The following is a 12,563-nucleotide window of genomic DNA, read 5'->3' as shown; positions in this document are numbered from 1 at the left end:
ACACAGCCGGAGAGCACCGTCGCTCATTCTGCCGGACGTGGTGGGGACGGGGCCGGACAGGCTCCGTCCCCATCCGAATAAGGGGGAGATGATGTTCAGAGTTCTGGGCCCGCTGGAAGTACTGATAGACAGCCGTCCGATTCGGCTCGGCGGTATCAAGCAACGCGCCACCCTCGGTTTTCTGCTGCTCAAGGCAAACCAGGTGGTGCCGACCAGCCAGTTGCTCAGTGCGCTCTGGCCGGACAAGGACCCGCCCGCGTCGGCGCGCAAGGTCCTGCAGAACGCCGTGTGGAGCCTGCGGGCCGCGCTGTCGGTGACCAAGGGAACGGACATGCTGCGCCTGTCCACCCAGGCGCCGGGCTACATACTGCAGGTCGACCCGGCCTACGTGGACCTGTTCCGCTTCCACCAGCTGGCCGAGCGTGGCCGCGACGAGAAGGCACAACCGGATCGCGCCGCGGCCATACTCCGCGAGGCCCTCGCCACCTGGCGCGGCACGGCGCTGTCCGACCTCGTGGAGAACGGTATCTCGTGGCCGGAACTGGCAGCGGTGGAAAACGCCCGCCTGGACACCCAGCAGGACTGGTTCGACGCGGAACTGGCGTGCGGACGACACCAGTCGGTGCTCGGCGAGCTGAAAGCCATGGTCGAGGCGCATCCGTTGCGGGAGCGGGCGTGCGGTCAACTGATGCTGGCCCTCTACCGTTGCGGGCGCCACGCCGACGCCCTCGCCGTCTACAGTGGCCTCCGCACGTCCCTGGTCGAGGACCTCGGGCTGGAGCCGGGCCCGGCGCTGCAGAAGCTGCAACACGCCATCCTCACCCACGACCCCTCGCTCACCCTCGACCCGGCCACCGTCCCGGCGCCCGCCCGTGACGTCGCCGTGGTGCGGCCGCCACGCCCGATGCCGCCGATCCCGGCACCCCGGGGACCCTCCGACCCGCGACGGGCACACCTGACGTTGGCCATGGTGCGAGTGCGCACCTGCGCAGATGCCACCGATCCGGTCCGCGTCGACTACGAACTGGCGGCGGCGACCCGCATGGTGCGCTCGGGCATCGAGGAACTGGGCGGCACGGTGGCCACGTCCATCGGGTCGGCGACACTCGCGGTGTTCGGCAGGCCACCCGCACGCGGCGGCGACGAGGAACGCGCGGTGCGTGCGGCACTTACCCTGCGCGACTGCTTTGCCGACGGAATGGGACGCGGCCTCGTCATGCAGGTCGCGGTGGCGACCGGTGAGACGCTGGTGCTGACCGAGCCGAACTCCCGACTGACTGTCAGCGGCGCCCTGGTCGACCGGTGCCACCAGATGCTGTCGGCCGTGCCGGAGGGGACGGTGTGGGTCTGCCCGCGCACCCGCGAGCTGATCGGAGACGGTTTCGACGCCCTGCCGGCCGCAGAAGGGGCATGGGAGATTCGCGGCGTCGGTGGCCACGACCCCGAGCGTGACAGTGATCTGGCCCTGATACACGGCCTGCTGGAGCGGGCGTTGCGGCGCAACAGCCCACACCTGGTGACCGTCCTCGGCGACTCCGACGACCTGCTCGACCGGCTGACCGGGCTGGTGAACGGACCCCGGGTCCTGGACGGCCGCACCGTCCCCGATGATCCGCTGAGCGCGGCGGCCGAACTGGTGACCGAGCTGTGCGCAGTCGCACCGGAAGACACACCGGAGGTGGTACGCGGCCGGTTGCGGACGACTCTGGGCGCAGGCGGTCCGGCAGAGTCCGTGGTGTCGGCGTTGCTGCCGCTGCTGCGCCCGGAACATTCGGCGCAGCCGGGCACCCTCGCGGCGTGGCAGCTGCTGCTGGAACAGGCGGCGCGAGCCCAGCCGCTGGTGGTGCTCCTGCGGGATCTGCACCTGGCCGGCGACGACCTGCTCGACGCTGTCGAGGAACTGGCCGATCTGAACGCGCCGTTGCCGCTGCTGGTGGTGGCGGCGGCCCGGTCGGCGCTGCTGAAGCGCCGACCGAGCTGGGGCGGCGGTAAGCCCCACGCGGCGTGCATCACCCTGGACCCGCCCCAGAGCGGCACGATCAACCGGCTGCGCCACCTGATGGCGTCCGCCAGCATCGGCGGCCGCTGCGACGGCGAGTTACCCGACCAGTGGCGCAGGCCGGCGCCGCTGACCCCGCCGTGGGACCTCGGCCGCCCCGAGCCGCGCCTGGCGGCGTTGGATGTGCCTCCACTGACCCATGGAATCCGGCTCACCACGCCTGACTCCGCCGATACGCTGTGCCGCGCCGTGTTCGATGACGTAGCCGACGATGAGTTGGCTCTTGCCAGCACAGTCCGTCTGGACGGCCCATGTCCGCCCCCGCGCTGACGACGCCGCGATGGGTACATGGGTACGCCTGTCGTACAAGGTCAGTGGCGATGATCGCCGGGGCGGTGATCGAGAAGCCGTAGGCCTCCCGTTGCTGAAGCCACGCCGAATCCGGTGGAGCCCTCGGTCTTCCGGGTCTTCTCGTCCCCATGCGCGTGAGGAACGCGAAATCGGTTGTCACCGATGGCACGTTTTGCGAGGTTGAGGGTGTGAGCGCCGATCCCGATACCGTTCCCGTGCCGGTTCGCCGCCTCGTTGACGCAGCGGCCCTTGAGGACCAACGCTCGGAAAAGTCCCGTTAGGCAAGATCGGCTCTGGTGGGGTGGGGCGGTGTCGCGTACGGTGATCGGTCGTGTCATCGACGGTGAGCTTTTTGTCGCAGGCGGAGTGGGACGGGTTCGGCCGGTACGCCGAGACGCCGCCGGACCGGGGCACGCTGGAGCGGTTCTTCTTCCTCGACGACGCGGATCGTGAGCTGGTCGAGGGGCATCGTGGGACGCACTCACGGTTGGGGTTTGGGCTGCAGTTGGTGACGGTTCGTCATGTGGGCCGGTTTCTACCGGATCCGTTGGACGTGCCGGCGTCGGTGGTGGACTACCTGGCGGTGCAGCTGCGCATCGACGATCCGTCGTCGGTGAAGCGGTATCTGGAGCGGCGGAACACCCGGTATGAGCACCAGGCGGAGATCGCTGCGGTGTACGGGTACCGAGACTTCGCGGCGGCCGAGGGCGAGTTCTTGCGGTGGTTGGATGATCAGGCGTGGACCACCGGTGAGGGGCCGAAGGCGTTGTTCTACGCCGCGGTGGCGTGGCTGCGGCAGCGGCGGGTGCTGCTGCCGGGGGTGAGCACGTTGGCGGAGGCGGTGGCCAGCGTGCGTAACGCGGCCCAGCAGCGGCTGTACGCGGTGTTGGCGCAGGCGGTCAGCGCGCAGCAGGCGGTGGAGCTCGAGGCGATTCTGCGGGTGCCGGAGGGTCGGCGCCGTTCGCAGCTTGACCTGTGGCGCCACGCCGAGCGCAGCACGACGGGCAAGGGGATGAGCGCGGCGCTGCACCGGGTGACGCAGATCGCCGGGTTGGGGATGCGCGCGGTCGAGGTGCCGGCGGTGCCGGCCCGGCGGGTGATCGGCTTGGCCCGGTACGGAATGGCGGCGAAGGCGCCGAAGCTGGCCGGGCACCCGTACGAGCGCAAGTTGGCGACGCTGCTGGCCACGGTGCGGTGGCTGGAGGTCCAGGCCACCGACGACGCCCTCGAGCTGTTCGACGTGTTCATGACCAACGAGCTGATCGGCCGGGCGGGCAAGAACGCGGACCGGCAGAAGCTGCGCCGCCTGCCGGGGCAGTCCCGGCACGTCGCGGTGCTGGCGAGCGCGGTGCAGGTGCTGTTCGAGGCCGACGGTTGGGGGGAGGCGGTGCCCCTGGACCTGGTGTGGGAGGCGATCGACACCGCGGTCGGGTCGCGGGCCCGGCTGGCCGCCGCGGTGGCGGGGGTGCAGGAGATGATTCCACCGCCGGCGGCGGATGTGCACGGGCAGTGGCGGGCGCAGGTGGTGGAACGCTTCGCCACGGTGCGCCCCTTCGTGCGGCTGCTGTGCGAGGTGATCGAGTTCGGGGCGACGGTGGACGCCGCGTCGGTGCTGGCCGCGATGCGCGACCTGGCGCACCTGCTGGAGGCGCGCCCGAGCGAGCGGGTGCCCAAGGGATATCTGGACGCACGGAAGGTCAACGTCGACATCGTGCCCAAGGGCTGGTGGCAGCAGCTGGTGTTCCCCTCCGACCGGCCAGCCGGCACGGTGGACCGCAACGCGTACGTGTTCTGCGTGTTGGAGCTGTTCCACACGGCGCTCAAGCACCGCGACATCTACGCGGTCGTCTCCGACCGGTGGGCCGACCCGCGGGCCAAGCTTCTCGCCGGGCAGCGGTGGCAGCAGGTGCGAGGGCCGGCGCTGTCGGCGCTGGAACTGCCCGACCGCCCCGACGAGCTGTTCGACGAGCTGACCGCCACCGTCGACGCCGCGTGGCGGGCCGCCGCCGGTGGGATCGTGCCGGACGGACCAGTCACCGTCGACGCCGACGGCCGGTTGCACCTGGCGAAGGACGACGCCCTGGACGAGCCGCAAAGCCTGGTCGACCTGCGGGCGCGGACCTCGGCGATGCTGCCCGAGGTCGACCTGCCCGAGATGATCCTGGAACTGATGGCGCTGTACCCGGCGTTCCCGGCGGCGTTCACCTCGATCTCCGGCAGCACGTCGCGGCTGGGCGACCTGCACGTCTCGGTCGCGGCGCTGCTGACCGCGCACGCGCTCAACGTCGGTCTCGGCCCCGTCATCGCCGGCGCGGACGCGTTGACCCGCGACCGGCTCGCCCACGTCGACCAGTACTACCTGCGCCCGAACTGCTACCGCGGCGCCAACGCAGTGTTCGTCGACGCCCAGGCCGAGCTCGGCCTGGCGCAGCTGTTCGGCGGCGGGCTGGTCGCCGCGGTCGACGGGATGCGCTTCGTGGTCCCGGTGCGCAGCGTCGATGCCCGGCCGAACCCGAAGTACTTTGCCCGCAAACGCGGCGTGACCTGGCTCAACATGATCTCGGATCAGGCCATCGGCCTGACCGGGCGGGTGCTGTCGGGCACCCCCCGCGACACCCTGCACTTCGTCGACCTGGTCTACGACCCGCACGGCGGGCCCCGACCCGAGGTCCTGATCACCGACGCCGGCTCGTACTCGGACCTGATCTTCGGCATCGTCACCCTGCTCGGCTTCGACTACCGGCCGGTGCTGGCCGACCTGCCCGACACCAAGCTGTGGCGCATCGACGCCAGCGCCGACTACGGCTACCTGGACCGCACCGCTCGGGGCCGCAGCGACCTGGGCAAGATCGCCCGGCACTGGCCGGACATCCTGCGGGTGATCGCCTCGATCCACACCCGGGAGATCTGCGCTCACGACGCGATCCGGGTGCTGCAACGCGACGGCCGGCTCAACGCCCTCGGTGAGGCGATCGCCCACTACGGCAGGATCTTCAAGACCCTGCACGTGTTGACCCTGGTCGAGGACCCGGCGTACCGGCGGGAGATGAAGCGGATGCGCAACCTGCAGGAGCAGCGCCACGGCCTGGGCCGCAAGGTGTTCCACGGACGCAAGGGCGAGGTGTACCGGGCATACCACGACGGCATGGAAGACCAACTCGGCGCCCTCGGCCTGGTCCTCAACTGCGTGACCCTGTGGAACACCCTCTACCTCGATCACGCCATGGACACCCTGCGAACCCAGGGCTACCCGGTGCGCGACGCCGACGCCGCCCGCCTGTCGGTCTACCAGCACGCGCACCTCAACGTCCACGGCCACTACTCGTTCGTGCTACCCGACCTCGCCGGCGGGCGGCGCCCGCTGCGCAACCCCGACCAGCGGTAAAGCCGCTGGGGAGCATCAGAACAGAAGTCACGCTAGGTCCGGGCCGCGTCCGCAGCGAATGCCGGCGACCGAGCCAGGCCCTCGGCAACGCGCAGACCCCTCCCGCCTGTTGACAGGCTGCACCCATGAGGTGCACCACGAGTTACATCGACATTCGTGGAGGTGGTTGTTGTGACCAGAGCCCACAGACTCCGAACTCTGCGCCGCGCATCCGTCGCGGCGTGCTGCGCTGCTGCGGTGTTCCTCGGCGCGATGCCCACCGCCGCGGTGGCATCGCCAGCACTATCGGTAGCGTCGCAGCCGTCATCGCCCTCGCGGGCGGGTCACTTCGCGCCCTACCCGGGTGGGGTCAGCCCGCAGACGGAGTCGTCCAATATCAGTGCCGGCGGCTGCACGTACCGGCAGGCCGTTGATGACCCTCACCTGTCCGGTGGGGAAACCTCTGTTCACGGCTGGTGGATCAAGGTCTCCGGCAGTTGCCCCGATAAATCAGACGTGTCGGTGAATTTGCAGGGCTACTTCTGTGACTCCTTCTCGTGCTACTGGGTGACGGTCGGGTCGGGCAGCGGCAGGTACTACCCCGGGGGTGGCTCCGGCCAACGCGCCACTGGGAGAAAGGCGTGCTCGAACTCCTCGACGGTCGGCTGGCGCGGTGTCGTGGACGTGGACCTACCCGGGATTATCGACCCGTCCGGCACCACTACGGGGACCATTCAGAACCTCGCGTGCAGTCCCTGACCGCCTCTGCGCCAATTCGGACCCCGTGGACGGCAAAGCTTGTTTCAATAGGACGTGCTCCAGCCGCACCAGCGTCGGAGTGCGTCGCAGCATCTGATCGGGTTGAACGGTCTACCGCGATGAGCTTCGACGCGGCAACGCGGGACCTCCGAGGAAGTGAGCGACGTGGAGAGCGGTTGGCATGCGTACCCGGACGCCGCTGACGATCACGCCGATCTTCGCCCGGTCAACCCAGGACGAGTCGTAGGGCTGGGTGCGATCTGCGACATCCGACCGGAACGCCTTGACGACCCGGACGCCCAGAGCTTCTCGGTCAGTGAATACGCCGCGCTCGATGACGGCCGCCGCGTGATCTTGCATAATGCTCGTGGCTTCACGATCGGCCGGACGTCCGGTAGCACACGCGACGATGCTGTCCCGGACCACGTGGCCCGGGACAGCATCATCCACGCGACGTTGAACGCCGTTCTTCCTGACGACGACGAAAACCCCGAGACACACCCGTGGGCGGAGCTGGCCGACCTGGCTCGGGCTCGCGGCCTGAAGGCCTCTGCCGAAGACCTGCGCGGTCTTCCATACGACGTGATCCTCACCGACGACGTGCTTCGCTGGCTCGCAAAGCCCTGAGGCCGACGACGGATCGAGGCGCTGATGGCCAAGCCCGACGAGCAGGTGGCGTGGGAATCGCTACGCGGCCGGCCTCCGGCCCGGCCGCGCTGACGCCTACCGGCAACGGGTGGCCGGGTCGCGGCGTTGCTGCCAGCGGCGCAGCGCCTCCGGTGACACCCGGGCGTAGCGGGCCAGAGATGCCACCGAGGTGTGCCCGGAGAACGACAGCAGGGTCGAGGTGTTCGCCCCGTCCTCCGCGGCGTGGGTCAACGCGGAGTGCCGCAGCTGGTGCAGCGTCGCGCCGCCGGTCGCGGCGGTGAACGTCTCGGCGGCGCGGCGGTAGGACAGCCGGGCCTGCCCGGTCGGCTCGTAGACGTCGCCCGGGGCCAAGGGCACCCGGGCGCGGCGGTCGGTGAGGAACACCGGCCCGCCGGACCGCCCTTTGAGCAGGCGGGGCAGCAGCCGGGCGGTGCCTGTCTGCCACACGATCACGTCGACGGCGTTGCCCTTGCGGCGCACCTTCGCGCACCGGTTGCGCAGGTCGAGGTCCTCCACGTCAAGCGCGAGGACCTCGCCGGCGCGGGCGGCGCTCTCGTACAGCAGCCGCCACAGCGTCCGCTCCCGCAGCGGCAGCTCCTCCCGGCCCAGCAGCGCGGTGATCTCCGCCCGGCCCAGCGACCGGGTCCGGTCCGGTGCCCGGCCACGCCGTCGCAACGCCCGGCTCGGATCGCCGGCCAGCCAGTCCTGCTCCCGCCAGTAGCCGATCGCCGAGCGCAGGGTGTCCAGGTTGCGGTTGAACGTGGCCGGCGCCCGCTCACCCCACCGGACGGTGAACCAGGCAACCAATCCCGCCGCGGCGGCCGGGGTGTCGAGCACCGCCAGCGGGGTAGCCGCGCCCAGGTGCTCCCGCACCTGCCGCAGGGTGGAGGCGTAGACCCGACGGGTGCCAGCGGTTTCTGGGTGATCGAGGGTAGCCAGGAAGCCGTCGATCGCCTCGACCACGGACGGCCCCGCCACCGAGCGCAGCCGGCGCACCGTACCCATCCGGACCGCCCTCCCGCATCTATCGCAGAAAAGCACGGCGAGTCAGCACCGTGCCGGTCGCGGTCGGCTTGAGGTCGCCGCTTCCGCTAGACCCCCAACTCGGGCGTGGCTAATTGATCTTGCCTAACGGGACTTCTCCGAGCGTTGGTCCTCAAGGGCCGCAGCGCTGGTGTGCCGGCTGGTGGCGAGCCAGTTCCCGCAGTGGGCCGATCTGCCGGTTCGGCCTGTGCCGCGCGGTTGGGACAACCAGACGTTCCGGTTGGGTGAGCGTTTGTCGGTACGACTGCCCACCGCGCGGGAGTACGCCCTGGCGGTCGACAAGGAACACCGATGGCTGCCGGTGCTCGCGCCGCAACTGCCGCTGCCGGTGCCCAGGCCGGTAACGCGCGGCGTCCCCGCCCACGGGTACCGCTTCGACTGGTCGGTCTACGAGTGGATCGACGGGAAACCCGCCAGCCTCGACAGGATCGGCGACCTGACCGGGTTCGCGAAAGAGCTGGCCGCGTTCCTCGTCGCTCTGCGTCGCGTCGATCCGGCCACGGGGCCGCAGCCCGGACTGCACAACTGGTTTCGTGGCGGGCCCCTGCACGTCTACGACCCGCAGGTCCGCCGGGCGGTCGAGACACTGGACCACCGGATACCCCGCGACATCATCACCGAGATCTGGCAGTCGGCACTGACGGCGACCTGGGACGGCCGCCCGGTGTGGTTCCACGGCGACATGGCCCCGGGAAACCTCCTGATCCGAGACGGGGTGCTCGCCGCCGTCATCGACTTCGGCACCTGCGGGGTGGGCGACCCGCGTGCGATGTGGCGATCGCCTGGACGCTGCTGTCCGGTCCGAGCCGCGACGCCTTCCGCGCCGGGCTCGATGTCGATGCGGCGACCTGGGCCCGCGGGCGGGCCTGGGCCCTGTGGAAGACCCTGATCACGTGCGCTGGCGCGCTGCACGACGACCCGGCCGCGGTCGCAGAGGCCCACCGCGTCATCGACGACATCGTCTCCGAGCACGCGACGTCAGGGCGGTGATTCGAGCGCCGGTGCTGATTTCTCCCCACCCCACCGAAGGTGGTGATGAGGCGTACGTTCGCAGGGTGATGATGGGGCAAGCGACACTGTTCCTGACCGTGGGGCTTCCCTGTACGGGAAAGACCACAGCCGCCCGGCGCATCGAGATCGAGCAGGAAGCGTTGCGCCTGACGAAGGACGAATGGGTGAAGGCCCTCTACGGGCCCGAGAATCCACCATCGGCCGGGGACGTGATCGAGGGGCGGCTCATCCAGATCGGGCTACGCGCCCTCGAACTCGGCACCAACGTCGTGATCGACTTCGGCCTCTGGGACCGCAACGAACGTTCGGCGCTACGCCAGGCAGCAGCAGACCTCGGTGTGGCAGTGCAGATGCGCTACTTCGAACTCACTCTCACGGAACAGCGGAGACGACGCGACCGACGTCAAGCCGCAGCGCCACACACCACGTGGCCCATGTCCGATCGGGACCTCGCCGAGTGGGCTGAGCGCTTCGACATCCCCACGCCAGGGGAACTCGACGGCAGTGAACCCGTCGACAACCCACCGGCCGGGTTCACGACATGGGACGGGTGGCGCAGACATCGTTGGCCGTCAACAGTGTGCTGAGCCTGCTCGTCACGCGCCCCACGCCGTCCACCGGCAGGACAGTCAGATGAGTCCCTGAACGAGCATGGCTTCGGCGACCCGGAGGAAGCCGTTGATGTTCGCCCCGGCCATGTAGTTGCCGGGCATCCCGTACTCCTCGGCGGTCTCGAAGCAGCGGGCGTGGATGTCCTGCATGATCTGCTGGAGCCGCTGCTCGGAGTAGGTGAACGTCCATGAGTCGCGGCTCGCGTTCTGCTGCATCTCCAAGGCGCTGGTGGCCACACCACCGGCGTTGGCGGCCTTACCCGGGGCGAAACGTACACCGGCTTCGGTGAAGACCCGGATGCCGTCGGGCGTCGTCGGCATGTTCGCGCCTTCCACCACCGTGATGCAGCCGTTCGCGACAAGGGTTGCGGCGTCCGCGCCACTGACCTCGTTCTGTGTGGCGCAGGGTAGGGCGACCTCACAGGGCACCTCCCACACTCTGCGCCCGGGTACGAAGGTCGCGTGTCGTCGGGCCATGGCGTAGTCCCTGATCGGGCCGCGCTGCACCTCCTTGACCTGCTTGAGCACCTCGACGTCGATGCCCTTCTCGTCCACCACGTACCCGGAGGAGTCCGCGCACGCCACCACCACGCCGCCGAACTGCTGGACCTTCTCGATGGCGTAGATCGCCACGTTGCCGGATCCGGAGACCACCACCCGCTTGCCGTCGAGCCCGTCCCCGGCGGCACGCAGCATCTCCTCGGCGAAGAACACGCAGCCGTACCCGGTGGCCTCCCGACGCACCTGGGCGCCGCCGTACGCAAGGCCCTTGCCGGTCAGCACCCCGGACTCGTACCGGTTGGTGATGCGCTTGTACTGGCCGAACAGGTAACCGATCTCGCGTGCGCCGACGCCGATGTCACCGGCCGGCACGTCGGTGTACTCGCCGATGTGCCGGTACAACTCGGTCATGAAGCTCTGGCAGAAGCGCATCACCTCGCGATCCGAGCGACCCTTGGGATCGAAGTCCGCGCCGCCCTTGCCACCACCGATCGGCATACCGGTCAGGGAGTTTTTGAAGATCTGCTCGAAACCGAGGAACTTCACGATGCCCAGATACACCGACGGATGGAACCGCAGGCCGCCCTTGTACGGGCCCAGGGCGCTGTTGTACTCCACCCGGAAACCGCGGTTGACGTGCACCTCGCCACGGTCGTCCTCCCACGGTACGCGGAAGATCACCTGCCGCTCCGGTTCGCAGATCCGCTCGATGATCTTCGCCTCGACGTACTCCGGGTGCCGCACGAGCGCGGGACGGATGCTGTCCAGCACCTCGCGCACCGCCTGGTGGAACTCCTCCTCGCCGGGGTTGCGTCGGATCACACCGGTCAGAACGGCCTCGAACTTCTCATGCGTCGACAAATGGCCCTCCAGGCATGCTTCCTACGCGACCTCGCGCCAAAGACATCGGACGGGCCCGCGCGGCAGTCGTCCACCCGTCGTAGGCCCTGGTCTCGGTAACAGCATATGGGCGTCGAGATCCACGGCGACGCGCATGCCCCCAATCCTGGTATGTAGAACAGCAGGTGGCGTGGGGCCAGCCGGAGGGATGGAGCTTCATGACTGAGAGGAGAACCGCCGGTGTCGACAGGGGTAACTGTATTGCCACCCCCATCTCATTCGCCCAATGACGGGAGTCAGTAACGCAACATTTGAAGTCGTGTGCCGCAGGCAATGCGTTGGAAGACAGCCAATTCTTCCTCCATCCGCGGCGCGCGGCATGGGTGGTGCCAGCGGCCTGCGGGCGGAGCGGGTACGGCGGTCAGCTCTGCTGGTAGTTGACTGCGGCGAACCCGCACGGCTGGTGCAGGTGCAGGTAGTAGGCACCCTCGCCGTAGTCGTCGAGGTCCGCGCCGCCGACCAGGCCCACATAGTCCATGGGCTGACCGCAGTCGGGGCAGTCGGCGTGCTCCGCGTCCTGAATCCAGTCGGGCCAGCCACCCAGGGTCGAGCCCCCGCGACTCCAAGCACACGCCTGGTAAGGGCTCGGCCGGGCCGCGCCCGGGACAGGTGCCAGCGCCGGCGGATCCTCCGGTTCGGCGGAGCCGATGTAGCCGGGGCGGGTGTTACCGCTCCACCAGGTGGTGGACCCGGTCGGTGTGACCTGGCTGTACAGCGTCGTGTAGCAGGCACAGAAGTGACAGGTCTCGATCACCAGCCGACCGGACCAGCCGGTGTGTGCCAAGGCCGCAGCGATGGCAGGTTCCGTGGTGTCGAGGTCCGCGGCAATCCACAGCGGCGACGAGCACCACGGACAGGTGGGGCCGTCCGCGCGGCGCGGTGTGTCGCGCATGACCCACTGGTACGCGGTGCTGCCGCACAGCTCCCGCCGGCTGCCGTCCGGCGTGACCGTCCAACCGCCCTCATGCGCGTAGGTCAGCACCGGGACATACAGCTGGTCCGCGCCGCTCGGTGGCTCGGTCGACCAGCGGCGCAAGGCGTCCTCGGCGAGCGGGTGAGCGGTGTGCGCCAGGATGACCAGCAGGTGGTTGAGCCGCCCGGGTGTTCGACCACCATCGATCCGCTCGATGATCCGGTGAACCACGTCGGCGTCTGCAGCCCGGTACAACTTCGCCGGCCACAGCACGTCCAGATCGAGCAGGGAGCCCAGGTGTGGTGTCAGCCTGCCCGGATCGGTGTCCGCGATCTGGCACAGTTCCTCGATCGCGTCGCCGTCCTCGGCGGCAACCTGTTGGATCAGCTCCTCGATCACGAGGGAATGCTAGCCAGATCGTCCCACCGGCCGCCCAGCGGACCGACGGCCATGCTGCCCCAG

8 protein-coding genes are annotated in these 12,563 nt (G+C 69.4%); 5 read left to right on the top strand and 3 right to left on the bottom strand.

The features are described 5' to 3' along the window. The first annotated feature begins 91 nt into the window (after positions 1–91). The 3 genes from C1A38_RS02875 to C1A38_RS02865 all read left to right on the top strand — a co-directional run bounded on the left by C1A38_RS02875 (position 92) and on the right by C1A38_RS02865 (position 7,100). Positions 92–2,329: an ATP-binding protein gene (locus tag C1A38_RS02875; protein ID WP_158244837.1), complete on the top strand. Its 2,238-nt coding sequence runs from the start codon at positions 92–94 to the stop codon at positions 2,327–2,329. A 352-nt stretch (positions 2,330–2,681) separates the two neighbouring features. Beyond that, the gene (locus C1A38_RS02870) at positions 2,682–5,735 is read left to right on the top strand and encodes a Tn3 family transposase (protein WP_233196577.1); all 3,054 of its coding nucleotides are present in this window, start codon (positions 2,682–2,684) and stop codon (positions 5,733–5,735) included. An 894-nt stretch (positions 5,736–6,629) separates the two neighbouring features. Then, on the top strand, positions 6,630–7,100 hold the full coding sequence (locus C1A38_RS02865; RefSeq protein ID WP_102656253.1) for a hypothetical protein: 471 nt from the start codon (positions 6,630–6,632) through the stop codon (positions 7,098–7,100). Between the two features lie 96 nt (positions 7,101–7,196). Here C1A38_RS02865 and C1A38_RS02860 read toward each other — a convergent pair whose 3' ends face one another. Next, positions 7,197–8,126 (bottom strand): tyrosine-type recombinase/integrase, encoded by a 930-nt coding sequence (locus C1A38_RS02860; protein ID WP_102656252.1) that lies wholly within the window; start codon positions 8,124–8,126, stop codon positions 7,197–7,199. A 181-nt stretch (positions 8,127–8,307) separates the two neighbouring features. On the opposite strand from C1A38_RS02860, the gene C1A38_RS02855 reads away from it, so the two are divergent. Together C1A38_RS02855 and C1A38_RS02850 are read left to right on the top strand one after the other, a co-directional pair. After that, entirely contained in the window at positions 8,308–9,054 is a 747-nt protein-coding gene (locus C1A38_RS02855) for an aminoglycoside phosphotransferase family protein (protein WP_233196576.1), read from the top strand. 112 nt (positions 9,055–9,166) lie between these two features. Beyond that, positions 9,167–9,763: an ATP-binding protein gene (locus tag C1A38_RS02850; protein ID WP_233196575.1), complete on the top strand. Its 597-nt coding sequence runs from the start codon at positions 9,167–9,169 to the stop codon at positions 9,761–9,763. A gap of 42 nt (positions 9,764–9,805) precedes the next feature. Here C1A38_RS02850 and gdhA read toward each other — a convergent pair whose 3' ends face one another. Then, the gene (gene gdhA / locus C1A38_RS02845; RefSeq protein ID WP_102656250.1) at positions 9,806–11,149 is read right to left on the bottom strand and encodes an NADP-specific glutamate dehydrogenase; all 1,344 of its coding nucleotides are present in this window, start codon (positions 11,147–11,149) and stop codon (positions 9,806–9,808) included. Positions 11,150–11,549: 400 nt separating this feature from the next. After that, on the bottom strand, positions 11,550–12,500 hold the full coding sequence (locus C1A38_RS02840; RefSeq protein ID WP_102656249.1) for a hypothetical protein: 951 nt from the start codon (positions 12,498–12,500) through the stop codon (positions 11,550–11,552). Positions 12,501–12,563: the final 63 nt, after the last annotated feature.

Origin of the sequence: Verrucosispora sp. ts21 (assembly GCF_002879555.1) — a bacterium.
Lineage (GTDB): Bacteria > Actinomycetota > Actinomycetes > Mycobacteriales > Micromonosporaceae > Micromonospora > Micromonospora gifhornensis.
This window is presented reverse-complemented; position numbering and strand designations above follow the sequence as displayed.

Coding starts and splice junctions, on each gene's coding strand:
- C1A38_RS02875 (WP_158244837.1), top strand. CDS start 92: ATGTTCAGAGTTCTGGGCCCGCTGGAAGTACTGATAGACAGCCGTCCG.
- C1A38_RS02860 (WP_102656252.1), bottom strand. CDS start 8,126: ATGGGTACGGTGCGCCGGCTGCGCTCGGTGGCGGGGCCGTCCGTGGTC.